This window comes from Phenylobacterium zucineum HLK1, assembly GCF_000017265.1.
Taxonomy (GTDB): Bacteria; Pseudomonadota; Alphaproteobacteria; order Caulobacterales; family Caulobacteraceae; genus Phenylobacterium; species Phenylobacterium zucineum.
In genome coordinates, this window is the sequence record NC_011144.1 from 3,055,333 (window position 1) to 3,080,714 (window position 25,382).

Genomic DNA, 25,382 nt, shown 5'->3' on the forward strand with positions numbered 1-25,382 from the left:
CTCACAGCGTCACCAGGGCCTTGAGGAAGCCGTCGGGGCGGTCGCGCGTGGCGTCCAGCGCCTCCCCCAGCCGCTCCAGCGGGTAGGCGTGGGTGTAGAGCGGCGCCGGGTCCAGCCGGCCCGAGGCCACCGCCTCCACCGCCTCGCGCAGGCCCTGGGCGTAGACCGCGGGATCGCGCTCGTGGGCGTTGATCACGTCGAGGCCGCGCCAGTTCCAGAGCTGCATGTTCACCTGGCGCGGGCCGTCCTGGTGGTAGCCGGCGATCACCAGCTTGCCGCGCTCGGCGCAGAGCTCGGCCGACAGGTCCAGCGGCCACTGCTTGCCCACCGCCTCGATCACCCGCTCGCAGAACCGGCCGCCGGTGAGCTCGCGGACCTTCTCGATGATGGCCCAGTGGTCGTCCATCGGCACGACCTCGGCCGCGCCGAACTGCTTCGCCACATCCAGGGAGAAGGGCCGGCGCGAGATGGCGATGACCCGGGCCCCAGCGTCGGTGGCCAGGCGCGTGAGGATCGCCCCCAGAAAGCCGATCCCGACGATCGCCACCGTCTGGCCGGCCTGCACGTCGGCGCGGCGGAAGATGTTCATGGCGCAGCCCAGGGGCTCACCCGGGAAGGGCTTGCCGTCCAGCTCGGGCGGCAGCTTCACGCAGGCCGAGGCGTCGGCCACGTCGTATTCGGCATAGGACCTGTACGAGAGCGCCGCGACGCGGTCGCCGACCGCGAGGTCCGAGACGCCCTCGCCCACCGCGGCCACCACGCCCCAGCCCTCATGGCCGAGGCCGCCGGGCTCGGTGGGGAAGGTCATCCATTCCGGGCCCTCCCAGGGCGTCAGGTTCGAGGCGCAGACCCCGCAGCCTTCCAGCCGCACCCGCACCTGGCCGGGGCCCGGCTCGGGCAGGGCCGCCCGCTCCAGGCGCATCTGTCCGGGGCCGGCCAGCACGGCCGCCCGCATGGTCGTCGTCGCGGTCTGGGACCCGTCCATCACCCCTCGCGGAAACAAGCATTCACCCGCGGGGCAAACAGCTTCAGCGTTGGGTTTGTTCCTTTGTCACACCCTCCCGCCGACGGGCGGCAGGTCGTCGCAGCGAAGGTTGTTAGGTTGACGGCAAGCTTGTCCCTGACATCTTGGCCGCCCCGTCAGCCGGCCTGGAGGCGTTTTCGTATGCCCACCCTCGTCCGTCCGTCCTTGCGACGTCGCGATGCGCTGGCCATCGGCGGCGCGTTCGGCCTCTCGTCGTTCCTCGTCCCGGCCTTCGCCCACGCCCTCCCGACCGATGCGCCCCGGCGCGCGGTGCTGAAGAACCTGCACACGGGCGACGCCTTCAACGACGTCTACTTCGAGAACGGCCGCTACCTGCCCGACGCCCTGGCCGAGGCCCAGAAGGTGCTGCGCGACTGGCGGACCGGCGAAGAGACGTTCATGGACCCGGGCCTCTACGACGCCCTGCACGCCATCTCGAACAAGCTGGAGACGCGGGCGCCGTTCCAGATCATCTCGGGCTACCGCTCGCCCAAGACCAACGCCATGCTGCACGCCAAGAGCAAGGGCGTGGCGTCCAAGAGCCAGCACACCCTCGGCAAGGCGGTGGACGTGCGGATGAACGGCGTCGAGCTCGCCCACCTGCACAAGGCCGCGCTGGCGGTCGGCGCCGGCGGCGTCGGCTACTATCCCGTCTCGGGCTTCGTGCACGTCGACACCGGCCGCGTGCGCCAGTGGCGGGGCTCCTGAGCTTCTAGAACTGCGGCTCGGGCGCGGGCGGCTGGATCACCGGCGGCTCGGCGGTCTGCGGCTCCACCGTCGTCAGGCCCACGGCCGCGGCGTCCTCCTGCACCTGCAGATCCTCGGGCGTCGGCTGCGGCGCGGCCTCGACCGGCGCCGGCTCGGGCGCCTGGGCCGCGGCCGGGGCGGCGGCCTCCTCGGCGGCGGGCGCCGTCTCGGCGGGCTTGGCAGGCTCGGAGGTGAACCGGACCCCGCGGCTGAGCGCCAGGGCGGCCAGGATCACCGCGCACGCCACCGCCAGCCACAGCACGATCCTCATCATCACGCGTCCTTCTTCGCCTGCGCCTGGCCCACGAGACCGATCTTCGTCAGGAGCAGGCGGTCCCAGTTATAGGGATCGGCGCGGAAATGCATCTGCCCGTCCGCCCCCGCGAAGGCCGTCCAGTAGAGGATGTAGACCGGAACCTGTTCCGACAGCGAAACGCGCAGGGTCTTGCCCGTGGCGAGCTGGGCCTCGATGCCCTCCCTGCCCCACTTCGGGTCCGACGCCAGCAGGGCCTCGGCCAGCAGCTGGGCCTTCTCCAGCCGCACGCAGCCGTGGCTGGCCTGGCGGGCGTAGAGGTCGAACGTCCCCTTCGACGGCGTGTCGTGCAGGTAGACGGTGAAGGGGTTGTCGAAGTCGAACTTGAAGCGGCCCAGCGCCGCCTTGGGCCCCGGCTTCTGCTGCACCCGCGAGCCGCCGCCCTCGGTGGGCAGGACCACGTAGTCGTTGCGGGCGAAGTAGCCGGGATCGCGCCGCTGCTTGGGCCACAGCTCCTCGTTGGCGATGCGGGTCGGCACGTTCCAGGGCGGATTGATCACCACCGAGTGGATGGCCGAGACCAGCATCGGCGTCTCGTCGCCCGGCTTGCCCGAGACCGCCTTCATGGACAGCACCGGCTTGTCGTCCCGGAACAGGGTCACGATCGCCGCGCCCGAGTTCACCTGCACCCGCGTGGCCGGCATGGTCGCCGGCAGCCAGCGCCAGCGCTCGAGGTTGGCGATGATCTGCAGGATGCGCTGGCCCACGGGCTGGTTGAGGAAGGCCAGGGTGCCGTTCCCCACCACCCCGTCGGGCTTGAGCCCGAACCGCTTCTGGGCCCGCACCACGGCCTCCTGCAGGGCCGGATCGAAGGTGGGCGAGGTCAGGTCGGTGAGCTGCGGGTCCTCGGCCGCCAGGCGGGCGCGCAGGGCCGGCACCCGCGGATCGGTCGAGCCGATCGCCATGGACGAGCCGGCGGGGATCGTCTTCCACCCGCCAGCCGCGGCGATCTCGCGATAGCGCGCCAGGCCCCGCGTCAGGGCGACGTAGCCGGCGTAGCGGGGCGCAAGGCCGTCCAGCCACGCCTTCAGCCGGTCCTCGGCGAGCGCCCGGGCCAGTTCGGGCGCGGGATCGTAGGGCTGGGGCCGCACGGCCCAGTTGGCGGGGAAGTCGCCCAGCGCCAGGCGGCCCACCTTCAGGTCGTGGGCGTAGCGGGCCAGGCCCTCAATCAGGGCCGTGCCGTCGGAAGGGTCGGCGGGCAGGTAGTCCTGGGGCCGCAGGCCGTGCAGGTTGGCCTCGCGCAGCACCGCCAGCGCGACCTCGGCCTGGGCCGGGCTGAGCGTCGGCGGCGCGACCGGCGCAGCCGCCGCCGGCGGCGCGATCACCGCAGGCTGCTGCGCCCAGGCCGGCGCGCCCGCCGCCAGGCCGGCCGCCAGGGATGGGACGGCCCAGATCCATGCCCAACGCTTCAACTGCATATCTCCTCGGAATCCATCGCCTTTCCAGGCAACGCTCCAGGACGGGATTTGCGCCACGAACCCTGAACCCCGCATTGACGGGGCTCAGTCCGCCTCCGGCGGATAGGCGTGCCGGCGCCCCTGCGGGTCCTCGACCTCGCCCCCATGGACGTAGGCCGGCCCCACCGGCGCCTTGCCATGGCCGCCGGGGATGTCCAGCACATAGGTGGGCTGGGCCAGGCCCGAGAGGCGGCCCCGAAGCGCCCGCATCAGATCCTGCCCCTCGGCCAGCGTCGCGCGGAAGTGGCCGGTGCCGGGCGCCAGGTCGCCGTGGTGCAGGTAGTAGGGCTTGATCCGCGTCTCCACGAACCGGCGCATCAGGGCGTCCAGCACGTCGGGATCGTCGTTGATCCCCTTCAGCAGCACGGTCTGGCTGACCATCGGGATTCCGGCGTCGACGATCCGCGCGCAGGCGGCGAGCGCCGCCGGGGTCAGCTCGTCGGGGTGGTTGGCGTGCAGGGCGACCCAGACCGTCTTGCCCGAGGCTTTCAGCGCCTCGACCACCCCGGCCGTCACCTTGCCGGGGTCGACGGCCGGCACGCGGGTGTGGAAGCGCACGACCTTCACGTGGGGGATGCCCGCCAGCCGGGCGCCGATGTCCGCCAGCCGCCGCGGCGACAGGATCAGGGGATCGCCGCCGGTGACGATCACCTCCCAGATCTCCGGCCGGGCGGCGACATAGGCCATGGCGGCGTCCAGCGCGGCCGGCGACAGCGGCCGCACGCCCTCGGGCCCCACCATCTCGCGCCGGAAGCAGAACCGGCAATAGACGGCGCAGGCGTGGTTGGCCTTCAGCAGCACCCGGTCGGGATAGCGGTGGACGATCCCCTCCACGGGCGAGTGGGCCTCGTCGCCGATCGGGTCGGCGCGTTCCTCCGGGGTCTGGACCAGCTCGGCCGCCGTCGGGACGAACTGGCGGGCCACGCCCTCGCAGGTCTCCGACAGCCCAGCCATGTCGGGCGTGATCGCCACCGCATAGCGTTCGGCCACCCGCGCGAGCCCCTCCAGCGCCGCGGCCGGGGCCAGTCCGGCGGCGATCAGGTCCTCGGGCGTGCGCAGGGGACGGGTCATGCGGGGGCGGCCATACACCATTCGCCGCGACGTTCGAAGCCTCGCCCCCGCTGCGCGGGGGAGGCGAGTCAGGGGACCGGCGCCCAGAGCACGTCCTCGATGTGGCGCGCGCCGGTGGCCAGCATCGCCAGCCGGTCGAAGCCCAGGGCGCCGCCGCTCGCCGCGGGCATGATCGCGAGCGCGTCCAGCAGCTCCTCGTCGATCGGATAGGTCTCGCCGTAGACCCTCTGCTTCTCGGCCATCTCGGCCTCGAACCGCCGCCGCTGCTCGGCCGGGTCGGTCAGCTCGCCGAAGCAGTTGGCCAGCTCCACCCCGCAGGCGTAGAGCTCGAACCGCTCGGCCACCCGCGGATCGGCCGCCTTTGGCCGGGCCAGGGCCGCCTCGCTGACCGGGTATTCGCAGAGGATCGTCGGCCGCCCGAAGCCGAGGTTCGGCTCCACCTTCTCGACGATGATCCGGCTGAACACGTCGGCCCAGACGTCGTCCCGCGCCACCCGCATTCCCGCCGCGCGCGCCTGGGCCGCCAGGTCGCCGAAGAGGTCGATCCCCGCGTGGCGCTCGAACGCCTGCGCCACCGTCAGCCGCTCGGGCTCGGCGAAGGGATCGCACCGTCCGCCCCGCCAGTCGAACGCCGTCGTCCCCGTCGCTTCGGCGGCCAGCCGCAGCAGGGCCGCGCAGTCGTCCATCAGGACCTCGTAGGTCGCGCCGGTCCGGTACCACTCCAGCATGGTGAACTCGGGGTGGTGGAGCGGGCCCCGCTCGCGGTTGCGCCACACCTTGCCCAGGCTGAAGATCTGCGTCTCGCCCGCGGCCAGCAGCTTCTTGCAGGCGAACTCGGGCGAGGTGTGCAGGTACAGCGTCCGCGCCTCGCCCGCCGTCGTCAGCGCCTGCGTGGCGAAGGCGTGCAGGTGGGCCTCGTTCCCCGGCGAGACCTGCAGGCCGGCGGTCTCCACCTCGGAAAAGCCCTGGCCTTCGAACCAGGCGCGCACGGCCCGCGTGATCGCGCCCCGCCCGGTCAGGAAGGGCCGGCGGTCGGCGTGGCGTTCGGGGCTCCACCAGAGAGAAGGCGTCATGGCTGCGTCAGGCTGGGGACTGGCGATTTCGGCGACAGCCGCTATAGGGGCGCGGAAACCAATTGATTAGCGGAATCGTGCAGGTGTTCGCCCGCCGCCTCCGCAGCATCCTCGAGGACAGAACTTGAAGGTCTCCGCCAGCTCCCTCCGCAAGGGCAACGTCGTCGACCTCGACGGCAAGCTCTACGTCGTGCTCAGCGCCCAGAACATCCACCCCGGCAAGGGCACGCCGGTCACCCAGCTCGACATGCGCCGCATCTCCGACGGCGTGAAGGTGTCGGAACGCTACCGCACCACCGAGACCGTCGAGCGGGCCACCGTGGACGACCGCGACTACACCTTCCTCTACGAGGACGGCGAAGGGTTCCACTTCATGAATCCCGAGTCGTACGAGCAGGTCACCGCCTCGGCCGAGATGATCGGCGACGCCAAGTACTACCTGACGGACGGCTGCACGGTGAAGCTCTCCACCCACGAGGGCGTGCCGATCGCCATCGAGCTGCCGCGCCTGGCGACCTTCGAGGTCGTGGACACCGAGCCGACCGTGAAGGGCCAGACGGCCTCCTCGTCGTACAAGCCGGCGGTCCTCTCGAACGGCCTGCGCACCATGATCCCGCCGTACATCACCGTCGGCACCAAGATCGTCGTCCTGACCGAGGACGGCTCGTACCAGGAACGCGCCAAGGACTGATCGGCCTTCGGCGGCCCTCTCCTTCATCCTCTCCCTCTCGCTTCGCGGGGGAGAGGATCGAGGCGAGGGCGAGCGCCGCGAGGCGCGCCCCCCACCTCTTCTGAGCCCGCGATCAGAGGAATTGGTTGGCTCGGGGCCGAGCTAGGCCTTAGCTGGCGCCTCGATGGATCCGGATTTCTGGCTCTTCGCCGCCGTCGGCTTCGCCGCCCAGCTCGTGGACGGCGCGCTCGGCATGGCCTACGGGGTGATCTCGACCTCGGTGTTGCTGAGCTTCGGCGTCACCCCCGCCAACGCCTCGGCCAGCGTGCATGCGGCCAAGGTCTTCACCGGCTCGGCGTCGGGCGTCTCTCACATCGTCTATGGCAACGTGGACTGGAAGCTGCTGGCCCTGCTGGCGGGCGGCGGCGTCGTGGGCGGGGTGCTGGGGGCCTATGTCCTGACGTCCATCCCGGGCGAGGTGGTCAAGCCGTTCGTGGTCGTGTGGCTGGGGCTGATGGGCCTCGTCATCCTCTACCGCGCCTGGCGGCAGACCCGGCCCAAGGTGTTCTCCTGGAAGTCGCCCCTGCCCCTGGGCCTCGTCGGCGGCTTCTTCGACGCCATCGGCGGCGGCGGCTGGGGCCCGGTGGTGACGAGCTCGCTGATGGGCGCCGGCGCCGACACCCGCAAGGCCATCGGCACCACCAACACGGCCGAGGTGTTCGTCGCCGCGGCCACGTCGGCGGCCTTCCTGGCCAGCCTGGTGAGCGGCCACTGGGAGACCGAGGGCCTCGGCGCCCTGCTCTGGTCGCTGGCCGGGCTGATCGCCGGCGGCGTCGTGGCCGCCCCGCTCGCCGGCTGGATGACCAAGGTCCTGCCCCTGCGCATGCTGACCTGGCTGGTGGGCGGCCTCGTGGTGGCCCTGGCCATCTGGCAGGCGATCACGCTCTTCTGAGGCGTCGCGCCGGGCGCTAATAAGGACGCCTCACCTCGGGGACTATTCGCCCATGCTTCGCGCCGTCATCGCCGCGGGCCTCGCGCTCGCCGCCACCGCCGCCGTCAAGGCCCAGGCCCAGCCGCTCAGCCCCTACGCCTCGGCCGGCCAGCAGCAGGCGGCCATGCGCGACGGCCGGGCCACCGCCCACGCCCTCGTCCGCGCCTACTTCGACCGGATCGCCGCGGTGGACGATGCGGGCCCGAAACTCAACAGCGTCATCGCCCTCAACCCGCAGGCCCTGGCCGACGCCGAGCGCCTGGACGCCGAGCGCCGCGCCGGCCGCACGCGCGGGCCGCTGCACGGGATCACCGTGCTGCTGAAGGACAACATCGAGGCCGACATCGGCCTGCCGACCACCGCCGGCTCCCTGGCTCTGGCCGACAACGTGACGGGCCGCGACGCCCCGATCGTGAAACGCCTGCGCGACGCCGGCGCGATCGTGCTGGGCAAGGCGAACCTCTCCGAATGGGCCAACTTCCGCTCCACCCGCTCGATCAGCGGCTGGAGCGCCGTGGGCGGGCTCACGCGCAACCCCTACGGCCTCGACCGCACGGCCTGCGGTTCAAGCTCGGGCTCGGGCGCGGCGGTGGCTGCGGGGCTCGCCGCGGCGGCCATCGGCACCGAGACCGACGGCTCCATCACCTGCCCGGCGGCGATGACCGGGATCGTCGGCCTGAAGCCCACCGTGGGCCTCGTCTCGCGCGCGCTGATCGTGCCGATCAGCCCCGCCCAGGACACCGCCGGCCCGATGACCCGCACGGTCGCCGACGCCGCGGCGGTGCTGCAGGTGATCGCCGGCTCCGACCCCGCCGATCCGGCGACGGCCGAGGCCGACGCGAAGAAGGTCGACTACCTGGGGGCCCTCGACCGCGACGCCCTGAAGGGCGCCCGCATCGGCGTCTGGCACGGCTTCAAGGGCCGGCATGCGGCGCTGGATGAGGCGTTCGAGGCCGCGCTCGCCGATCTCAAGGCCGCCGGCGCCGAGCTGGTGGAGATCAAGGGGCCCGCCGAGGCCGAGCTCGCCCGCATCGGCGAGCTGGAAGGCGAGCTCCTGCGCTGGGAGTTCAAGGCGGCCCTCGACGACTACCTGGCCCGCACGCCGCCTGCGGTGAAGAGCCGGACCCTGGCCGACCTCATCGCCTTCAACCGCGCCGAGATCCGCGAGACGCCGCTGTTCGGCCAGGAGATCTTCGAACAGGCGGTGAAGGCGCCCCCCGCCTCGGACCCGGCGATGCAGACCAAGCGGGCCGAGGCCCGCCGGCTGGCCGCCCAGGCCCTCGACCGGATGCTGGCCGAGCAGAAGGTCCTGGCGATCGTCGCGCCCAGCGGCGGGCCCGCCTCGATCGTCGATCCTGTGAACGGCGGGCGGTTCTTCGGCTCGCCCTCGACCCTGCCGGCGGTCTCCGGCTATCCGCACCTGACCGTGCCGATGGGCCATGTGACGGGCCTGCCGGTGGGGATCTCCTTCCTGGGGCCGGCCTGGTCCGAGGCGCGGCTGCTGTCGCTGGGCTTCGCCTACGAACAGGCCGCGCGGGCGCGGCGCGAACCCGGGTTCCCGCCGGACGTGGCCGCCCGGCCCGAGATCGCCCGCGCCTACGATCCGCGCTGAACGGCCAAGCGGAACGGCCAAGCGGAACGGCCAGGCGGAACGGGCGGGCGCAACCCTCGCGCGGCCCGGCGGGTTACAGCCGGGCGCCGGCGCCGCCGGCCTGCCCATCGGAGGGAGCTTCCCATGAGGATCAACGAGATCATGTCGCGCGACGTCGAGGTCGCGCGGCCGCAGGACACCATCCAGGACGTCGCCCGCAAGATGCGCGACATCGACACCGGCGCGATCCCCGTCTGCGACGGCGACAAGGTGCGCGGCGTGGTCACCGACCGGGACATCGTGATCCGCGCGGTCTGCGAGGCCCGCAGCTTCGAGACGCCTGTGACCGATGTCATGACGGCCGACGTCGAGTACTGCTACGAGGACGATGACATCACGGCGGCCGCCGATAAGATGGCCGAGCTCCAGGTCCGTCGTCTGATCGTCCTGGATCACGACCAGCGCCTGGTCGGCATCGTGTCCCTGGGCGACATCGCCCAACAGGGGAAGGACAAGACCACTGGCCAAGCTCTGGAAGAGATCAGCGAGCCGAACCGCCACTAGGCGCCTGAAGGCGGGCTCGTTGAAGACGGGCTCGTTGAAGATGGGCGGCCGGGAGCGTTCGGCCGCTCTGTTCCTCGCCGCGTCCAACAGCATCCAGGCCAAGAGCAGCAGAGACGGAAGGGCCGCGCGGGTGTCCGAGGCGACCGAGCTGAGGCTGGCCGAGAAGATCCGCCCCGCCGTGGCCGCGCAAGCGCCGCGCGCCGACGGGAGCGGCGGCTTCCACCTCGTCGACACCACCATGATGTACGCGCCGAAGTCCGGCGGGGTGAAACGCTACCTGCTGGCCAAGCGCGCCTGGCTCGAGCGGCGCCGGCCCGACGTGCGCCACACGCTGGTGGTGCCGGGCGCGCGCACGGCGGCCGACGCCTCGGGCCTCGTGACCATCGCCGCCGCCCGCCTGCCGTTCGGCAACGGCTACCGGATGCCGGCCAGCCTGGCGAAGTGGGAGACGGTGCTCACCCTCCTGCGGCCCGACATCATCGAGGCCGGCGACGTGTTCGTGCCGGGCCACGCGGCGCTGGAGGCCGGCGAGGCGCTGGGCGTGCCGGTGGTCGGCTTCTGCCACACCGACGCCGCGGCCCTGGCCGCCCTGCACTTCGGCGAATGGGCCGAGGCGCCGACCTTCAACTTCTGGGCCCAGGCCTTCCAGCGGTTCGACCACGTGGTGGCCCCCTCGCGGCACATGGCGGCGCGGCTGGCCGAGGCCGGGGTCCAGCGCGTGACCATCCAGCAGCTCGGCGTCGACACCGACCTCTTCCACCCCTCGCGCGGCGACCGGGCCAGGCTGCTGAAGCGGCTGGGCCTGCCCTGGGAAACCCGCCTGCTGGTCTTCGCCGGCCGCCCGGCGCGCGAGAAGAACATCGAGTCCATGGTCGAGGCCGTCGAGCGGCTGGGCGATCCCTACCGCCTGCTGCTGGTGGGCGCGGGCGACGACGTCCCCTATTCGCGGCACGTGATCTGCCTGGACTACGAGCGCGACCCGGTGAAGCTCGCCGGGATCATCGCCTCGTGCGACGCCTGCCTGCACGCCAACGAGAACGAGATCTTCGGCCTGGTGGTGCTGGAGGCCATGGCCGCGGGCCTGCCGGTCGTCGGGTCGCGCCGCGGCGGGGTCGGCGAGCTGATCGACGAGGCCGTGGGCCAGCCGGCCGACAGCGTCGAGCCCCGCGGCCTCGCCGCCGCCATCGAGGCGCTCTTCGCGCGCGACCTGGCCGAAATCTCCCGCGCCGCCCGCCACCGGGCCGAGACGCGGCACGGCTGGGACGCCACCTTCGAGAACCTGACGCGGCTCTACGCCGAGCTGATCGCTGGCCGCGCCGCCGCCCCGCCCCCGCTGGCGCTGACGGCCTAGTCCGCCGCCAGGGCCGTCTCGGGCATCTCGATGTCGATCTCCAGCGTCGAGACCTGTTCGCCGCGGTCGAGGCGCACGATCACCTTGTCCTTGTCGATCGGGATGTGACGGGCGATCACCTCGAGGATCTCGCGCTGCAGGACGGCCGCCAGGTCTGCGCGGCTGCTGGAGAGGCTCCGTTCGTGCGCCAGCAGCAGCTGCAGCCGGTCCCGCGCGACGGGGGCCGAGCGGCTGCGGCTGAAGAACTTCAGGATGCTCATGCGGCGGCCGCCTTCCGCCCGAGCAGGCGGTCCAGCAGGCTGCGTCGCGGCTCGACGGGCGTGCGCACCGCCACGTCCTCGCCCATCAGCCGCCGGGCGGCGTCGGCGTAGGCCTTTGCCACCGGCGAGGCGGGGTTGTGCAGGGTCACCGGCGCGCCGACGTTCGAGGCCGTCAGCACGTCCTGGCTCTCGGGCGTGACGCCCAGCAGCGGGATGGCCAGGATCTCCAGCACGTCCTCGACCCGCATCATCTCGCCGCGCGCCGCCCGGGCCGGATCGTAGCGGGTGAGCAGCAGGTGCTTCTCCATCGGCTCGCCGTCCTCGGCCCGCCGGGTCTTGGCGTCGAGCAGGCCGATGATCCGGTCGGAATCGCGCACGGACGAGACCTCCGGATTGGTCACCACCACCGCCAGGTCGGCGAAGCGCATGGCGAGCGTCGCGCCTTTCTCGATGCCGGCCGGGCTGTCGCAGACGATCCAGTCGAACCGCTCGCGCAGCTCGGCGATCACCTTGCCGACGCCCTCCTCGGTCAGGGCCTCCTTGTCGCGGGTCTGGGAGGCCGGCAGCAGCCACAGGGTCTCCAGCCGCTTGTCGCGGATCAGCGCCTGGGGAAGCTTGGCGTCGCCCTGGACCACGTTGACCAGGTCGAAGATCACCCGCCGCTCGGCCCCCATCACGAGATCGAGGTTGCGAAGGCCGACGTCGAAGTCGACGACCACCACGTTCTGGCCCGCCTGGGCGAGGGCCGCGCCCAGGGCCGCGGACGAGGTCGTCTTGCCGACCCCGCCCTTTCCGGATGTGACCACCAGCACCTTGGACATGGGACGCATACTCCTTTCCCCGCCGCGGCGGCGGGATGGTTCCTGTGATCAGTCGAGGGCGCTGAGGCGCAGCGCGCCGCGGTCGCAGCGCACCTGGGCGGGCCGGCCGTGCAGCGAGGCGCCCCAGTGCTCGGCCACGCGGTAGAGCCGGTCGACGCCGACCAGCTCGGCCTCCAGGCGGCTGCAGAAGATCCGCGCCTCGGGCCCGGCCCGGAGGCCCGCGATCGCCCGGCCCCGCAGCGGGCCGTAGACGTGGATCGAGCCGCCGGCGATCACCTCGGCGCCCGAGGCCACGGCGCCGACGATGGTCACGTCCCCGCCCTCGAACACGACGGACTGCCCCGACCGCACCGGCCGGTCGATCAGCAGGGTGCTGGGGCCCGCGGGCTCCGCGTCGACGTCACGACCGGGCAGGCCGCCCGCCAGCCGCGCCCACGGCGTGCCGGCGAGCAGGGACGGCTCGGCCCCCTCCACGCCGGCCAGGCGCAGGCCGCGGGCCTCCAGGCCGTCCAGCACGACGCTGGCGGCGACGGGCCCGCCCTCGGCCAGGGCCGTCGCAAGGTCCACCACCACCGGACGTCCCTGGAAGAAGCCCGGCGCCCGGGCGAGCTCGCGGTCGAGCGCGGCGAACCAGTCGCCCATCGGGGCGTCCGGGGCCATCACCAGCGCCATGAAGGTGCGGTTGCGGAAGCGGATCTGAGGCAGGGGCCGCGCGCCCTCGGCGGCGGCGATCATCGATCCTGCGCCAGCCACTCGGTGATGTAGGCGTGGGTCTTCCGCACCAGGCGCGAGGGGCCCGAGAAGTAGAACTCGCTGCCGAACATCCGGCGCTTCTCGACCCAGCAAAGCTCGCCGGTGTCCTCGTCGGCCAGCACGCTGCGCAGCCTGGCGCACTTGGACCGGGGCACGAAGGAGACATAGGTGACCTGGGGCACGGCGTCCTCCCGACGGAATGGCGAGAGGCGATCAGCCGTGGATTCTGAGGCGGCGGCGGGGACGAATTGGGTCCGTTCCGTGGCGCAGCTTGGCCGTAGGCCGCGCACGAAAACGGGCCGGGGCTCTCGCCGCCGGCCCGCCTGTCGATCGTTCGCTCGCCGAGGCTAGCGCCCGGTGGGCATGTCCTTGAAGGCGACGTCCTTGTCCACCCGGATGTCGCCGGGCAGGCCGAGCACGCGCTCGGCGATGATGTTCTTCAGGATCTCGTCCGTGCCGCCGGCGATGCGCAGGCCCGGCGCATACATCAGCGAGCCGTGGAAGGCGCCGCTCAGGGGCGCGAGCTCCGGATCGTTGATGATCCCGTACTGGTCCAGCATCTCGACGGCGGTGTTGGCCAGGTCCTGCATCTGCAGCGCCGAGACCACCTTGCCGATCGAGCTTTCCGGACCGGGCGTCTGGCCGCGCGAGAGCGCGGTGATCGTCCGGTTGCGGGTGTGCTTCAGCCCTTCGGTCTGGACGTACCAGTCGGCCAGCTTCTCGCGCAGGGCCTGGTCCTTGATCGCCGGGGCGCCGTCGATCCCGGCGATGCCGCGGGCCGCCTCCAGGAACTGGGCCCAGCCGGCGCCCGAGGGGCCGCCCACCGCCAGGCGCTCGTTCATCAGCGTGACGAGCGAGACCCGCCAGCCGTCGTTGACCGCGCCCAGCCGCTGGCTGTCCTTCACCCGCACGCCGGTGAAGAACACCTCGTTGAAGCCCGAGCCGCCCGACATCTGGTGGATCGGCCGAACCTCGACGCCCGGGTCCTTCATGTCGACCCAGAACATCGTCAGGCCCTTGTGCTTGGGCGCGTCGGGATCGGTCCGCGTGACGACGATCCCGAAATCCGAGAACTGGGCGCCGGTCGTCCACACCTTCTGGCCGTCGATGATCCAGTCGCCCGAGCCGTCCGGCGCCTGCACCGCGCGGGTGCGCGCCGCGGCCACGTCCGAGCCGCCGGAGGGTTCGGAGAACAGCTGGCACCAGATCTCCTCGCCGCGCAGGGCGGGGCCGACGAAGCGCTTCTTCGTCTCCTCGTCGGCGAAGGTCATCACCGTGGGGACGCACATGCCGAGGCCGATCTGGAACGGGTTCGGCGGGATCGGATACTTCGACTCTTCCTGGTTGAAGATCACCTGCTGGATCGGCGTGCCGCCGGGCCCGCCCCATTCCTTGGGCCAGGTGATCTGGGCGTAGCCGGCCGCGGCCTTCTTGGCCTGCCAGGCCTTGGAGGCGGCCATCGAGCCGCCGCCCTCGCCGTCGTCGTGGGAGGCCTTCTTGGGCGCGTTCGCCTCGAGCCACTCGCGCACCTGGGCGCGATAGGCGGCTTCTTCGGGGGTGTCGTTGAAGTCCATCTGCGTCTCTTCCCTTAGGCCGCGTTGCGCCGTTCGAGGTGGCTGACCAGCCGTTCCTTCCAGACCCGCGGCGCGCCGGCCACGAGGCTGAGCTGGCGCGAGCGCCGGTAGTAGAGGTGGGCGTCCACCTCCCAGGTGAAGCCGATGCCGCCGTGCGTCTGGATGTTCTCCTTGGAGGCGAACCAGAAGGCCTCGGACGCGGCGATGCGGGCGGCGCTGGCCGCCACCGGCAGCTCGGGCGCCGAGGTGTTGAGCGCCCAGGCCCCGTAGTAGGCGTTCGAGCGGGCCAGCTCGTTCTTGACGTACATGTCGGCCAGCTTGTGCTTGATGGCCTGGTACGAGGCGATCACCCGGCCGAAGGCGTAGCGCTCGAGCGCATAGGCCTTGGCCATCTCCAGGCACCGGTCGGCCCCGCCGCACTGCTCGAAGGCCAGCAGGACCGCGGCCCGATCCATCACCTGCTCCAGCAGGGCGAAGCCCTCGCCCGCCCCGCCCAGCCGCTCGGCCGGCGCGCCGTCGAACGTCAGCTTCGCCGCATCGCGGGTCGGGTCCAGCGTCTTCAGCGGCTCGCGCGTCACGCCCGAGGACAGGTCCACCAGGTAGAGGCCGGCCTTGCCGCCCTCCTTGGCCAGGACGAGGGCGTGGGTGGCGATGTCGCCGTCGGTCACCGGCAGCTTGGTGCCCGAGAGCTTGCCGCCCGAGACGCCGGCCTGGAGCGTGGAGGCGCTCACCGGGCCGGGGCCCTCGGAGGCGGCCACGCAGCCGATCACCTCGCCCGCCGCGATCTTCGGCAGCAGCGCCGCCTTCTGGGCGTCGGAGCCGGCCAGCATCACGGCCTCGGCCAGGAAGTAGACGGTGGAGGCGAACGGGATGGGCGCGACGGCCCGGCCCAGCTCCTCGGCGATGGCGCACAGCTCGATGTGGCCCAGGCCCAGCCCGCCGTGCTCCTCGGGGATCGCGGCGCCGAGCCAGCCCTGCTCGGCCACCTGCTTCCACAGCTCGGCGTCGTAGGGCTTGGCGTCGTCGTCCAGCACCTTGCGGACGCGGGTCGTCGGGCAGTTGGCGTCGAGGAACTTTCGCGCCTCGGACTTCAGGAACTTCTGGTCGTCGGAAAAATCGAAATTCATATGGGCCCCATCGCGCCGGTTATGTCCGGCTCCGGCTTCCTCTGGCCGGGAGCATACGCGCGGGTTTGGCCGTGAAAAGTATGACCTCGCGTCAGCCGGGGCCGGCGGTGAACAGCCCCAGTTTGGAGAGGCGGCCCACCAGCCGGCCGCCCGCCCACAGTTCGAGGGGCGCCTTGCCGTCGTGGAGCCGCTTCGCCCGCTCCAGCGCCTCGCCGTCGTCTTTCGCATCGAAGGCCTCGCCCACGACGAGTCGGCCGCCATCGGCGATCCGATAGATCCGGTAGGAATCCAAGCCACAATCCCCCGAGGCGCCCTCCGCGCCCCCACAGTCCTTTGAACCCCGCCGGCCGATCCGTCTGTCGCCTTCCTGACGGGCCGCGGCCGGAAACTCCGCAACCTGCTCCTGCCCCGCGCCGTTCGCCCTGTCAGATGATGGGGCGCGCGCCCGATCGCGTCCCCGTTCCCCGTCCAATGCAGCGCCCGCCTTGGCGCCGCCCCGATCGAACGCCTAGATGCCGTCCATGCGCACAGAGACCCCGCAAGCCATCCGCCTTTCCGACTACCGCCCGCCCGCCTTCCTGGTGGACGAGGTCTTCCTGACATTCGACCTCCAGCCGAACACGACCCGCGTGAAGGCGAAGCTCTCCGTCCGCCGCAACGGCGACCATGCCGAGCCCCTGCGGTTCAACGGCGAGCGACTGAAACCCGTCTCGGTTGCCGTGGACGGGCGCGCGCTGGCCGAGGGCGAGCGGACCATCGACGCCGAATGGCTGACCATCCCGGACGTCCCCGACGCCTTCACCCTGGAAACCGAGGTCGAGATCGACCCCGAGAACAACAAGGCCCTCGAGGGCCTCTACATGTCGGGCGGCCGCTTCTGCACCCAGTGCGAGGCCGAGGGCTTCCGCAAGATCACCTTCTGGCCCGACCGGCCCGACGTGCTGTCCCGCTTCACGGTGCGGATCGAGGCCGACAAGGCGTTCGGCCGGCTTCTGTCGAACGGCAACCTCATGGAGTCCGGCGATCTGCCGGGCGGGCGCCACTACGCCGTCTGGAACGACCCCTTCCCCAAGCCGAGCTACCTCTTCGCCCTGGTGGCGGGCGAGCTGGACGTGCTGGAGGACAGCCTCGTCACCATGAGCGGCCGGACAGTCGAGCTGAAGATCTACGTCGATCCCGGCATGGCGCCGCGGGCCGCCTACGCCATGGACGCGCTGAAGCGCTCGATGACGTGGGACGAGCAGGCCTTCGGCCGCGAGTACGACCTCGACCTCTTCATGATCGTGGCGGTCCGCGACTTCAACTTCGGGGCCATGGAGAACAAGGGGCTGAACATCTTCAACAGCTCCCTGCTGCTGGCCGATCCGGCCACCGCCACCGACCTCGACTACGAGCGCATCGAGAGCGTGGTGGCCCACGAGTATTTCCACAACTGGACCGGCGACCGGATCACCTGCCGCGACTGGTTCCAGCTGTGCCTGAAGGAGGGGCTGACCGTCTTCCGCGACCAGAGCTTCTCGGCCGACATGCGCGGCGAGGCGGTCCAGCGGATCAAGGACGTGAAGGCCCTGCGCGCCCGCCAGTTCGCCGAGGACCAGGGTCCCCTCGCCCACCCGGTGCGGCCGTCCAGCTACCTGAAGATCGACAACTTCTACACGGCGACCATCTACGAGAAAGGCGCCGAGATCATCCGCATGCTGAAGACCCTGATCGGGCCCGAAGCGTTCCGCGCGGGGATGGACCGCTATTTCGAGCGCTGGGACGGCCAGGCCACCACCGTGGAGGCCTTCATCAACTGCTTCGAGGACGCCTCCGGGCGCGACCTGTCGGACTTCTTCGCCTGGTACGAGCAGGCGGGCACGCCGCGGGTCTCGCTGGCCAGCCGCTACGACGAGGCCGCCCGGACCCTGACGCTGGACCTGCGCCAGGAGACCCCGCCCACGCCGGGCCAGCCCCAGAAGAAGCCCCTGCCGATCCCGGTGATCGTGGGCCTGCTGGACCACGAAGGCCGCACCCAGGCCTTCGAACGCGACGGCCAGGCGGTCGACGAGACCGTCGTCGTGCTGGACGCGGCGCAGGCCACCGTCACGCTGACGGGCGTGGACCGCCCGCCGGTCGTCTCGGCCCTGCGGGGCTTCTCCGCTCCGGTGGTGCTGAAGACCGACGCCCCGGCCAAGGACCGCTACGTCCTGCTGGCCTCGGACCCGGACCTGTTCAACCGCTGGGAAGCCGGCCAGGGGCTCGCCGCCGAGCTGATCCTGGCCCGCGCCGCGGGCCGCGCCGACGAGGTGAACGAGGAGCGCTACGCCGAGGCGGTCGCCCGCGCGCTGAGCGACCAGGCGGCCGATCCGGCCTTCAAGGCCCTGCTGCTGGCCCTGCCGTCCGAGCCCGACCTGGCCCTGCAGATGAGCCCGGCCGACCCCGCCGCCATCCACGAGGCGCGGGAAGCGCTGCGGGCCCGCCTGTCGGTGCACCTGGAGCCCGAGCTGCGCCGGCTGCACACCGGCCTGCAGGACCTCGGCGAGTTCTCGCCCGACGCGGCGGGGGCCGGCCGCCGGGCGCTGCGCAACGCGGCGCTGGAGCTGCTGGCCGCCAACCCGCGCCACGACATCGCCGACCTCGCGCAGGGCCACTTCCAGGCCGCCGGCAACATGACCGACGCCATGGGCGGGCTGTCGGCCCTGATGCAGATCGGCGGCGCGCCCTTCGAGCAGGCGCTGGCCGACTTCTACGCCCGCTGGAAGTCCGAACCGCTGGTGGTCGACAAGTGGTTCGCGATCCAGGCGCGCGATCCTTCGGAGGGCGCGCTGGGCCGGGTGCTGGGCCTGACCGCCCACCCCGCCTTCGAGGGCAAGAACCCCAACCGGCTGCGGGCGCTGGTCTCGACCTTCGCGAACTTCAATCCGGCGCGGTTCCACGACCCGAGCGGCGCGGGCTACCGCTTCCTGGCCGACCAGATCCTGGCCATCGACGGCTTCAACCCGATGACGGCGGCCAGGCTCGTCGATCCTCTGGGCGGCTGGCGGCGCTACCGGCCCGAGCTGGGCGCGCTGATGAAGGCCGAGCTCCAGCGGATCGCCGCCAAGGACGGGCTGTCGAAGAACGTCTACGAGCTGGCGACCCGCGCCCTGGGCGAAGAGACCTGAGCAACCCGCAGTCGTCGGCGACGATAAGTCCGCCCGAGCCACGGTTACGCCCCGGATACTCTTGGCGTAGTCTGCTGATTTGCTGATTTGCGCCGGCAGACCGGCGCAGGCGTAAGGAGCAGCGGGCCTTGGCCAAGGGCGGGGGGCGAAAGGCGGCAGGCGGAGCGCGTCCGGCGCTGGCCCCCGTGCGCGCGCCCAGCCACCGCTTCGCTCGCATCGGCGTGCTCTGCGCCCTGCTCCTGCTGGCGGTCTACGCCGTGGCGGCCCTGGCCCGCTTCGGCGGCGGGGCGCAGAGCGCGGCCGAACAGCTCGCCTGGATCGCCGCCCCGCTGCTGGTCGCCATCGGCCTTGGCGTCCTGCTGCTGGTGGAATCCCTGCGGGTCGAGCGGGCGCACGCCGCCTTCAGCGATTCCGAGCAGCGGTTCCGGATGGCCGTCGAGGCGGCCCGCTGCGGCATCTGGGAATGGGACCTGGCGGCCGACAAGATCTTCATGTCCGAGGTGACGGCCGCCCTGTTCGGCTGGCGCGGCGGGGTGGTGGACGGCCAGCAGGTGCTGGACCGCGTCTCGCCCGGCCATCGCGACGGTCTGCGCGAGGCGCTCGCCAACGCCGCGATCTACGGCGACTTCGACGTCTCGTTCCGGGTGCCCAGCCTGGCGGGCGGACGGCCGATCTGGATCGACGCCCGCGGCCGCGGCTTCGGCGAGGCGCCCGAGGGGGGCTATGCGCGGATCATCGGCGTGGCGCTGGACGTCACCGAGGAGCGGCTGGCCCAGGCCCGCGCCCAGCAGGCCGAGAGCCGCCTGCGGGACGCGATCGAGAGCGTCTCGGAGGCCTTCGTGCTGTGGGACCGCCACGGGCGGCTCCTGATGTGCAACCGCAACTACCGCGACTACTTCAAGCTGGAGTCCGGCCTGCTCCTCGCCGGGGTCGGCCGCGAACAGGTCGAGCGCGCCGCGCGCATGGCCGTGCGCCAGGAGTATCCCGCCCCTGGCGACCGCCGCGGCGTGCGCGAGGCCGAGCTCGCCGACGGCCGCTGGGTGCAGATCTCGGAGCGGCCCACCGCCGAGGGCGGCCTTGTGGTCACCGCCGCCGACATCACCGTGCTGAAGGCCCAGGAGGAGGCGCGCCGGCTGAAGGAGGAGGAACTGCGCCGGGCGGTGTTCAACCTCGAACGCAGCCAGGAGCAGCTCTCGGAGCTGGCCCGCAAGTACGAGGCCGAGAAGATCCGCGCCGAGGGCGCCAGCCAGGCCAAGAGCGAGTTCCTGGCCAACATGAGCCACGAGCTGCGCACGCCGCTGAACGCCATCAACGGCTTTTCCGAGATCATGGTGGCCGAGATGTACGGCCCGCTGGGCGACGCCCGCTACCGCGACTACGCCCGCGACATCCTGAACTCGGGCCAGCACCTGCTCGCCCTGATCAACGACATCCTCGACATGTCCAAGATCGAGGCCGGCAAGATGAGCCTGCGCTTCGATCCCTGCTCGCTGGAGGAGATCGCCGAGGACGCCCTGCGGCTGGTGCGCAACCGCGCCGAGAGCGCCGGCCTGACGCTGGTTCTGGATTTCGTCGAGCTGCCCGAGGTGGAGGCCGACTACCGGGCGGTGAAGCAGGTGCTGCTGAACCTGCTTTCCAACGCCATCAAGTTCACGCCCCGCGGCGGCCGCATCACCCTGCGCGCCGAGCGCCGGGACGATCCGCTGGGCCAGCGGGTGCGGGTCAGCGTCCAGGACACCGGCATCGGCATCGCGCCCGAGGACCTGGAGCGCCTGGCCCGGCCGTTCGAACAGGTCGAGAGCCAGCATGCCAAGACCCAGCAGGGGACGGGCCTGGGCCTTGCCCTCACCAAGGCCTTCGTCGAGCTGCACGGCGGCCTGCTGGACTTGAAGAGCGCCCCCGGCCAGGGGACGACGGCGAGCTTCTCGCTACCGGTCCGGCAGAGCCGGGGGGCCGCCATGACGGCCGCCAGGATCGGGGCCGCGGCGGCCTGAGGCACGCGGCGCGGCCAGCGCCTTGCCGAAACGGATCCGGTCGGCCGCCGGCAGGGTTGCGGCGAACTCCACGAGCTGGCGGTCGGCCAGCGCGCGGCCCTCCAGCTCCAGGCGGCGGGCGCGGTCGAGATCGGTCAGGGCGGCGCTGGCGTCGAACGGCTCGCGCACGAAGCGCTGATAGGCCTCGCGGCGCACCTGGCGGGCCTCGCGCAGCCGGGGCCTCGCCTCGCGGGCCTGGGCGCGCCAGCTCTCCCGGAAGGCGTCGCGCTGCTCGGGGCTCAGCGCCGCGGCGGCCGACAGCATCGCGCCGGGCCCCGGTCCGGGCCCCAGGCCCAGCACGCGGGCGGCGTGCGGCGGCGTCCCGCGCGGTCCCGCCAGGTAGCCGCCCACCAGCAGGCCGACCGCGAACAGGTTCGCCGCCAGCGAGACGAAGAGCGCGATCATCAGGGTCCGGCGGCTGGTCATGCGTCGTCCTCGAGATAGGGGCTGTAGTCCTGGCTCACGGCGATCAGCAGGGCCTCGGCCTCGGACGCCCGCTCGGCCATGTGCACGCCGGCGAGCAGGCCGGCCGCGCATGCGGCCGCGAGCCCCGCGCCCAGACCCGCAGGCCAGGCCCAGGAGAGACGCGGCCGACGCGGCGCCGGCGCACTGGCCGCGATCCGCTCGGCGAGCGCGGCGGAAGCGCTCGGCGCCGGAACCGCCGCCAGCAGGTCGTCCAGCGCCGAGGCTTCGGCGAGCACGGCCGCGAGGGCGGGCTCCGCCGCCAGCAGGCGCTCGGCCGCCGGCCGCTCGTCCACGGGCCAGCGGGAAAGCTCGCCGCCATAGACCTCGGCCAGATTGCGGAAATGATCGGGGGTCATGGGGTCACGCCTCCGCCAGGTCCGACAGCGCCGCGCGCAGCGCCCGGCGGCCGCGCGCCAGCAGGCTCTCCAGCGCCTCGACGCTGACGCCCATCACCTGGGCGGCCTCGATATTGCCGAGCTCCTGATAGTGGCAGAGCACGATCGCCTCCCGCTGTCGTTCGGGCAGGGCCTGCAGCGCGCGCGCCACCCGCCGGCCGACGTCGGCGGCCAGCAGACCGCGGTCCGGCCCCGGCCCCTCGTCCACCCGCTCGGGCGGATCGGCCATCGGCGTCTCGCGCCGGCGGCGCAGGCGGTCGTAGCAGAGGTTCATGGCCACCCGGTGCAGCCAGGTGTCGAACTTCGCCTCGCCCGCCCGCCACCTGGGCGCCTGCTTCCAGACGCGGACGAAGGCGTCCTGGGCGACGTCCTCGGCCTCCCGAGGATCGCCCAGCATGCGGCCGGCCAGCGAGAGCAGCCTGGGGAGCTTGCGCGCCACCAGGGCGCGCGCCGCCGCCGGGTCGCCGTCGGCCACCCGCGACAGGAGTTCCGCGTCCGGGTCGGACGTCCCCAAGCCTCGCCTCGCCGGGGCGTCTATCGCGGTCCGCGACCGTCACGCCCCTTGGGCCGCATCTTGAGCTGCTCGTCCGCGGAGAGCCAGCCGTCCTTGTTGGCGTCGGCCGCCTCGAAGCGCCGCTGGGCGGCCGCGTCGAGCTCGGCCCGGGTCACCGCGCCGTCGCCGTTCGCGTCGGCGCGCATCAGCATGGCGCCGCCGCCGTGGCCGCGCCGCTTGGCCATCCGGCCCCCGCGGCCTTCGGGCTTGGCCGCCTCGGCTTCGGCCGCGGTGACCTTGCCGTCGCGGTCGGCGTCGAGCTTCTCGAACATCCGGCCGCTGCGCTCGGCGTGGCCGGCCTTGAACTCCGACAGGGTGACCTTGCCGTCGCCGTCCCGATCGAGGTTCGGCGGGCCGTGCGGCCGGGGCTGGGCCAGGGCGGCGCCGCCCAGGGCGACGGTGGCGAGGGCGGCCAGGGCGGCCGCGGTGGTGAACAGGCGCATGTGCTTTTCGAACCTTCGTGTCTCGTGCCCCTCGACACCTTCCACGCAGCTCGCCGCCGTTTCCGTCGCTCAGGTCTTGAGAAGCGCCTCGTAGGCGCGCCGGGCCTGCGCCTGGGCCTTCTCCAGCTTGGTGCGCAGGCTCCGGAAGGTCCGCGCCTGCCCGGCCCGCGCCAGCAGCGCCTGGAAGGCCTTGGGCTCGGCCGAGGGATCGGCCCCGTCCTCCAGCGCCACCTTGAGCAGCTGGGTCAGGTCCTGCTGCAGGCGCCACGCCTCGGTCAGCGCCCCCAGCGGCCCCTCGGGGGCGAGGCCCGAGACGCGGAACGCTTCCAGGGCGTCGGCCGTGTTGGAGCTGAGCGGCCCGCCGTCGGCCGCATGGGCGATCTGCAGGAACTGGGCGGCGAATTCGATGTCCACCAGCCCGCCCGGCGAGAGCTTCAGGTCCCAGTCGCCCTTGGGCGGCCGCTCGCGCTCCATGAGCTGGCGCATCTCGCGCACGTCCTTGGCCGTGCGTCGGCGCTCTCGGGGCCGGCGCAGGGCGGCCTCGACCGCCGCCTGCGCCTGGGCGGCGAAGCCGTCCGAACTGGCCCACACCACGCGCGCCCGCGTCAGGGCCAGCAGCTCCCAGGTCTCGGCCTCGCCCTGGTAGTAGGGCTCGAAGGCGGCCATGCTCACCGCCACCGGCCCCTTGGTGCCCGAGGGGCGCAGCTGCATGTCCACCTCGTACAGCGTCCCCTCGGCGGTGGGCGAGGAGAGCGCCGCGATCAGCCGCTGGGTGAAGCGGCCGTAGAAGGTGGAAGCGTCCCAGCCCTTCACCCCCGACATTCCGGCCGGATCGGCGGCCCGGTAGAGGGTCATCAGGTCGAGGTCGGAGCCCGCGCTCATCTCGCGCGAGCCGCACTTGCCCAGCGCCACGACGGCCACCTCGCCCTCGAAGGCGCCGCCCAGCCGCTCGGCCTCGGCCAGGGCGGCCGGCGCCAGCACCTGGATGCACAGGTCCGCGAGATCGGCGAAGGCCTTGCCGGCGACCTCCGCGCCCGCCGCCCCGCTCATCACCTGCACGCCGACCCGGAAGGCCTGTTCGCGGTGCATCCGGCGCACCACGTCCATGGCCGCCTCGAAGCCGCCGGCGCGGGCCACGGCGCTCGCCATGAGCTCGGCGTCCTCGGCCACGTCGATGGGGGCGAAGAACGCCGGGTCCAGCATGGCGTCGATCGCCGCCGGCCGCCGGGCCAGGGTCGAGGCCAGGCGTGGCGCGAAGGCCATCACCTGCACGACGAGCTCGAACAGCTTGGGTTGGGCCAGGAACAGCGACTGCAGCTGCACGCCGGTGGAGAGGTTGCCGAAGAAGTCGGCGAAGCGGTTGAAGGCGGGATCGGGGGCTCCCGTCGCCTGGGCGGCTTCCAGCAGGCGCGGCGCCAGGCGGGTGAACAGCTCCCGTCCCCGCTCGGTGCGCGTCGCCGGGATGCGTCCGTGGTGCCAGTTGCGGATCGTCTGGGCGACGCGGGCCGGGTTCGAGAAGCCCATCCGCTGCAGGGTGGCCAGGGTCTCGGGATCGTCGTCCACGCCGGTGAACACCAGGCTGCCGAACCGGGACGAGAGCTGCTCCTCCTCGGCGAACAGCTCGCCGTAGCGGGCGTTCACCCCCTTCAGCAGGCGCGTGATGGCCGCATCGAAGCTCTGCAGCCGGTCATAGCCGGACAGCGCCGCCACCCGCCGCCGTTCCGGATCGGATTCGGGCAGGCGGTGGGTCTGCTCGTCGGCCAGCATCTGGATGCGGTGCTCGACGGCGCGGAGGGTCCGGTAGGACTCCGTCAGCTCGGCGGCCGTCTCGGGCGCCACATGGCCGGCGGCGGCCAGGGCGGCGAGCGCGTCCAGGGTGCGCGAGCCGCGCAGCTCGGGGTGGCGGCCGCCCAGGATCAGCTGCTGGGTCTGGACGTAGAACTCGATCTCGCGGATGCCGCCGCGGCCCAGCTTGAGGTCGACGCCCTTGGCCGAGACGCGCTCGTCGACCTTGTGCGCGTGGATCTGCCGCTTGATCGAGTGGATGTCGGCGATGGCGGCGAAGTCGAGGTTCTTGCGCCAGACGTAGGGGATGAGCTCGCCCAGGAAGGCGCGGGCCGCCGTCATGTCGCCGGCGCAGGGGCGGGCCTTGATGAAGGCCGCCCGCTCCCAGTTCTGGCCGACGCTCTCGTAGTATTCCAGGGCCGCCGGCGTCGGCACCGCGGGCGGGGTCGAGGACGGGTCGGGCCGCAGCCGCAGGTCCATGCGGAAGACGTAGCCGTCGGCCGTCCGGGCCTGCATCAGGTCGGAGACGCGGTGGGTGAGGCGGACGGCGAAGGCCTGGGGCTCCACGTCCTGCGCCAGCACCGCCGAGAGCCGGTCGGGGTCGAAGAAGACCGAGACGTCGATGTCGCTGGAGTAGTTCAGCTCGAAGGCGCCCTGCTTGCCCATCGCGATGCAGAACCAGCCGGGGACCGGGCCCTGCTCCCCCTCGCCCAGGCGGGTCAGCCGGCCGGACTCCACCTCGCCGCGGGCGGCGGCGGTCAGCGAGGCGGTCACGGCCGCGTCGGCGAAGCGGGTCAGCGCGCCAGTCACCTGATCGAGGTCCCAGGCCCCGCCCAGGTCGGCCAGGGCGGTCAGCAGGTGCAGCTCCTGCTTCAGCAGGCGCAGGGGCTCGACCGCGGCCTCGGGCAGGCCGTCGGCGAGCGCCGCGGTCCGCGCGAGGATCTCGGTCAGGCGCGCGTCCGGGTCGGCCTCCAGCAGGGCGGCGAGCCGCCTGGGATCGCGCCGCGCCAGGCCGGCGAGATAGGGGGACGCCCCGAACACCGGCGCCAGCGCCGGCCAGGCCCCTTCCAGGGCCGGGGTCCAGGCGGTGTCGGCGATGATCTCCCGCGCCCGATCGGCCGCCTTGGCGTCGAGGACGGGACCGCAGGGACGGAGTCGGGCGCCGAGGCTCATGC

At 72.5% G+C, this 25,382-nt stretch carries 25 protein-coding genes; 8 read left to right on the forward strand and 17 right to left on the reverse strand.

Annotated features, from left to right (window positions below; genetic code table 11):
* Nucleotide 1: 1 nt before the first annotated feature.
* The gene (locus PHZ_RS14775; protein WP_041373581.1) at nt 2–985 is read right to left on the reverse strand and encodes an MDR/zinc-dependent alcohol dehydrogenase-like family protein; all 984 of its coding nucleotides are present in this window, start codon (nt 983–985) and stop codon (nt 2–4) included.
* Between the two features lie 180 nt (nt 986–1,165).
* On the opposite strand from PHZ_RS14775, the gene PHZ_RS14780 reads away from it, so the two are divergent.
* On the forward strand, nt 1,166–1,732 hold the full coding sequence (locus PHZ_RS14780) for a DUF882 domain-containing protein (protein WP_012523213.1): 567 nt from the start codon (nt 1,166–1,168) through the stop codon (nt 1,730–1,732).
* Between the two features lie 4 nt (nt 1,733–1,736).
* Here PHZ_RS14780 and PHZ_RS23195 read toward each other — a convergent pair whose 3' ends face one another.
* The 4 genes from PHZ_RS23195 to epmA form a co-directional block, all read right to left on the reverse strand.
* Complete coding sequence (locus PHZ_RS23195; protein ID WP_183281879.1) at nt 1,737–2,042, reverse strand: hypothetical protein; 306 nt, start codon at nt 2,040–2,042, stop codon at nt 1,737–1,739.
* 2 nt (nt 2,043–2,044) lie between these two features.
* Nucleotides 2,045–3,502 (reverse strand): L,D-transpeptidase family protein, encoded by a 1,458-nt coding sequence (locus PHZ_RS14790; RefSeq protein WP_407946671.1) that lies wholly within the window; start codon nt 3,500–3,502, stop codon nt 2,045–2,047.
* Between the two features lie 84 nt (nt 3,503–3,586).
* Nucleotides 3,587–4,612, reverse strand: coding sequence for a lysine-2,3-aminomutase-like protein (locus PHZ_RS14795; RefSeq protein WP_012523216.1), 1,026 nt, complete (start codon nt 4,610–4,612; stop codon nt 3,587–3,589).
* 68 nt (nt 4,613–4,680) lie between these two features.
* Nucleotides 4,681–5,685 (reverse strand): EF-P lysine aminoacylase EpmA, encoded by a 1,005-nt coding sequence (gene epmA, locus PHZ_RS14800; protein WP_012523217.1) that lies wholly within the window; start codon nt 5,683–5,685, stop codon nt 4,681–4,683.
* Nucleotides 5,686–5,809: 124 nt separating this feature from the next.
* Here epmA and efp point away from each other — a divergent pair, with 124 nt between their 5' ends.
* From efp to PHZ_RS14825, 5 genes are all read left to right on the forward strand, one after another.
* Nucleotides 5,810–6,376, forward strand: a complete 567-nt coding sequence (efp, locus tag PHZ_RS14805) for an elongation factor P (protein ID WP_012523218.1) — start codon at nt 5,810–5,812, stop codon at nt 6,374–6,376.
* Nucleotides 6,377–6,539: 163 nt separating this feature from the next.
* The gene (locus PHZ_RS14810; RefSeq protein WP_012523219.1) at nt 6,540–7,307 is read left to right on the forward strand and encodes a sulfite exporter TauE/SafE family protein; all 768 of its coding nucleotides are present in this window, start codon (nt 6,540–6,542) and stop codon (nt 7,305–7,307) included.
* 52 nt (nt 7,308–7,359) lie between these two features.
* Entirely contained in the window at nt 7,360–8,958 is a 1,599-nt protein-coding gene (locus PHZ_RS14815; protein ID WP_049758278.1) for an amidase, read from the forward strand.
* Between the two features lie 123 nt (nt 8,959–9,081).
* A complete protein-coding gene (locus PHZ_RS14820; RefSeq protein WP_012523221.1) occupies nt 9,082–9,501 on the forward strand; it encodes a CBS domain-containing protein in 420 nt (139 codons plus the stop codon).
* 130 nt (nt 9,502–9,631) lie between these two features.
* Nucleotides 9,632–10,852 carry a glycosyltransferase gene (locus PHZ_RS14825; RefSeq protein ID WP_012523222.1) on the forward strand — a complete coding sequence of 407 codons (1,221 nt, stop codon included), beginning with the start codon at nt 9,632–9,634 and terminating at the stop codon, nt 10,850–10,852.
* On the opposite strand, the gene minE is transcribed toward PHZ_RS14825, so the two are convergent.
* The 7 genes from minE to PHZ_RS14860 form a co-directional block, all read right to left on the reverse strand.
* Nucleotides 10,849–11,112, reverse strand: a complete 264-nt coding sequence (gene minE / locus PHZ_RS14830; RefSeq protein WP_041373582.1) for a cell division topological specificity factor MinE — start codon at nt 11,110–11,112, stop codon at nt 10,849–10,851. The two genes, PHZ_RS14825 and minE, sit on opposite strands and share 4 nt — an antisense overlap.
* Nucleotides 11,109–11,933, reverse strand: a complete 825-nt coding sequence (gene minD / locus PHZ_RS14835) for a septum site-determining protein MinD (protein WP_012523223.1) — start codon at nt 11,931–11,933, stop codon at nt 11,109–11,111. The genes minE and minD overlap by 4 nt, the downstream gene beginning before the upstream one ends.
* Nucleotides 11,934–11,981: 48 nt before the next feature.
* A complete protein-coding gene (gene minC / locus PHZ_RS14840) occupies nt 11,982–12,668 on the reverse strand; it encodes a septum site-determining protein MinC (protein ID WP_041373583.1) in 687 nt (228 codons plus the stop codon).
* Entirely contained in the window at nt 12,665–12,868 is a 204-nt protein-coding gene (locus PHZ_RS14845; protein WP_041373584.1) for a hypothetical protein, read from the reverse strand. Before PHZ_RS14845 ends, minC begins: the two co-directional genes overlap by 4 nt.
* Before the next feature lie 165 nt (nt 12,869–13,033).
* Nucleotides 13,034–14,260: an acyl-CoA dehydrogenase family protein gene (locus PHZ_RS14850; protein WP_012523225.1), complete on the reverse strand. Its 1,227-nt coding sequence runs from the start codon at nt 14,258–14,260 to the stop codon at nt 13,034–13,036.
* A gap of 14 nt (nt 14,261–14,274) precedes the next feature.
* Nucleotides 14,275–15,387, reverse strand: coding sequence for an acyl-CoA dehydrogenase family protein (locus tag PHZ_RS14855; RefSeq protein WP_012523226.1), 1,113 nt, complete (start codon nt 15,385–15,387; stop codon nt 14,275–14,277).
* Between the two features lie 91 nt (nt 15,388–15,478).
* Nucleotides 15,479–15,679: a hypothetical protein gene (locus PHZ_RS14860; RefSeq protein WP_041373585.1), complete on the reverse strand. Its 201-nt coding sequence runs from the start codon at nt 15,677–15,679 to the stop codon at nt 15,479–15,481.
* A 229-nt stretch (nt 15,680–15,908) separates the two neighbouring features.
* On the opposite strand from PHZ_RS14860, the gene pepN reads away from it, so the two are divergent.
* Nucleotides 15,909–18,533 carry an aminopeptidase N gene (gene pepN, locus PHZ_RS14865; protein ID WP_012523227.1) on the forward strand — a complete coding sequence of 875 codons (2,625 nt, stop codon included), beginning with the start codon at nt 15,909–15,911 and terminating at the stop codon, nt 18,531–18,533.
* Nucleotides 18,534–18,718: 185 nt separating this feature from the next.
* Nucleotides 18,719–20,527 (forward strand): sensor histidine kinase, encoded by a 1,809-nt coding sequence (locus PHZ_RS14870; RefSeq protein ID WP_330218138.1) that lies wholly within the window; start codon nt 18,719–18,721, stop codon nt 20,525–20,527.
* Here the strand turns inward: PHZ_RS14870 and PHZ_RS14875 are convergent.
* The 5 genes from PHZ_RS14875 to PHZ_RS14895 form a co-directional block, all read right to left on the reverse strand.
* Complete coding sequence (locus PHZ_RS14875) at nt 20,462–20,992, reverse strand: periplasmic heavy metal sensor (RefSeq protein ID WP_012523229.1); 531 nt, start codon at nt 20,990–20,992, stop codon at nt 20,462–20,464. The two genes, PHZ_RS14870 and PHZ_RS14875, sit on opposite strands and share 66 nt — an antisense overlap.
* Nucleotides 20,989–21,387 carry a hypothetical protein gene (locus tag PHZ_RS14880; protein WP_012523230.1) on the reverse strand — a complete coding sequence of 133 codons (399 nt, stop codon included), beginning with the start codon at nt 21,385–21,387 and terminating at the stop codon, nt 20,989–20,991. Before PHZ_RS14880 ends, PHZ_RS14875 begins: the two co-directional genes overlap by 4 nt.
* Before the next feature lie 4 nt (nt 21,388–21,391).
* Nucleotides 21,392–21,964 (reverse strand): RNA polymerase sigma factor, encoded by a 573-nt coding sequence (locus PHZ_RS14885; RefSeq protein WP_269079171.1) that lies wholly within the window; start codon nt 21,962–21,964, stop codon nt 21,392–21,394.
* A complete protein-coding gene (locus PHZ_RS14890; RefSeq protein WP_012523232.1) occupies nt 21,961–22,422 on the reverse strand; it encodes an EF-hand domain-containing protein in 462 nt (153 codons plus the stop codon). Before PHZ_RS14890 ends, PHZ_RS14885 begins: the two co-directional genes overlap by 4 nt.
* Before the next feature lie 69 nt (nt 22,423–22,491).
* On the reverse strand, nt 22,492–25,380 hold the full coding sequence (locus PHZ_RS14895; RefSeq protein WP_012523233.1) for a bifunctional [glutamine synthetase] adenylyltransferase/[glutamine synthetase]-adenylyl-L-tyrosine phosphorylase: 2,889 nt from the start codon (nt 25,378–25,380) through the stop codon (nt 22,492–22,494).
* Nucleotides 25,381–25,382 lie beyond the last annotated feature (2 nt).

What these genes read in the sequence shown, in the direction of transcription:
- PHZ_RS14875 (WP_012523229.1), bottom strand. Translation starts at nt 20,992, where the DNA reads ATGACCAGCCGCCGGACCCTGATGATCGCGCTCTTCGTCTCGCTGGCG.
- pepN (WP_012523227.1), top strand. Translation starts at nt 15,909, where the DNA reads ATGCGCACAGAGACCCCGCAAGCCATCCGCCTTTCCGACTACCGCCCG.
- epmA (WP_012523217.1), bottom strand. Translation starts at nt 5,685, where the DNA reads ATGACGCCTTCTCTCTGGTGGAGCCCCGAACGCCACGCCGACCGCCGG.
- PHZ_RS14895 (WP_012523233.1), bottom strand. Translation starts at nt 25,380, where the DNA reads ATGAGCCTCGGCGCCCGACTCCGTCCCTGCGGTCCCGTCCTCGACGCC.
- PHZ_RS14815 (WP_049758278.1), top strand. Translation starts at nt 7,360, where the DNA reads ATGCTTCGCGCCGTCATCGCCGCGGGCCTCGCGCTCGCCGCCACCGCC.
- PHZ_RS14790 (WP_407946671.1), bottom strand. Translation starts at nt 3,502, where the DNA reads ATGCAGTTGAAGCGTTGGGCATGGATCTGGGCCGTCCCATCCCTGGCG.
- minE (WP_041373582.1), bottom strand. Translation starts at nt 11,112, where the DNA reads ATGAGCATCCTGAAGTTCTTCAGCCGCAGCCGCTCGGCCCCCGTCGCG.
- minD (WP_012523223.1), bottom strand. Translation starts at nt 11,933, where the DNA reads ATGTCCAAGGTGCTGGTGGTCACATCCGGAAAGGGCGGGGTCGGCAAG.
- PHZ_RS23195 (WP_183281879.1), bottom strand. Translation starts at nt 2,042, where the DNA reads ATGAGGATCGTGCTGTGGCTGGCGGTGGCGTGCGCGGTGATCCTGGCC.
- PHZ_RS14880 (WP_012523230.1), bottom strand. Translation starts at nt 21,387, where the DNA reads ATGACCCCCGATCATTTCCGCAATCTGGCCGAGGTCTATGGCGGCGAG.
- PHZ_RS14775 (WP_041373581.1), bottom strand. Translation starts at nt 985, where the DNA reads ATGGACGGGTCCCAGACCGCGACGACGACCATGCGGGCGGCCGTGCTG.
- PHZ_RS14850 (WP_012523225.1), bottom strand. Translation starts at nt 14,260, where the DNA reads ATGGACTTCAACGACACCCCCGAAGAAGCCGCCTATCGCGCCCAGGTG.
- PHZ_RS14810 (WP_012523219.1), top strand. Translation starts at nt 6,540, where the DNA reads ATGGATCCGGATTTCTGGCTCTTCGCCGCCGTCGGCTTCGCCGCCCAG.
- minC (WP_041373583.1), bottom strand. Translation starts at nt 12,668, where the DNA reads ATGATCGCCGCCGCCGAGGGCGCGCGGCCCCTGCCTCAGATCCGCTTC.
- PHZ_RS14855 (WP_012523226.1), bottom strand. Translation starts at nt 15,387, where the DNA reads ATGAATTTCGATTTTTCCGACGACCAGAAGTTCCTGAAGTCCGAGGCG.
- PHZ_RS14890 (WP_012523232.1), bottom strand. Translation starts at nt 22,422, where the DNA reads ATGCGCCTGTTCACCACCGCGGCCGCCCTGGCCGCCCTCGCCACCGTC.
- PHZ_RS14820 (WP_012523221.1), top strand. Translation starts at nt 9,082, where the DNA reads ATGAGGATCAACGAGATCATGTCGCGCGACGTCGAGGTCGCGCGGCCG.
- PHZ_RS14780 (WP_012523213.1), top strand. Translation starts at nt 1,166, where the DNA reads ATGCCCACCCTCGTCCGTCCGTCCTTGCGACGTCGCGATGCGCTGGCC.
- PHZ_RS14795 (WP_012523216.1), bottom strand. Translation starts at nt 4,612, where the DNA reads ATGACCCGTCCCCTGCGCACGCCCGAGGACCTGATCGCCGCCGGACTG.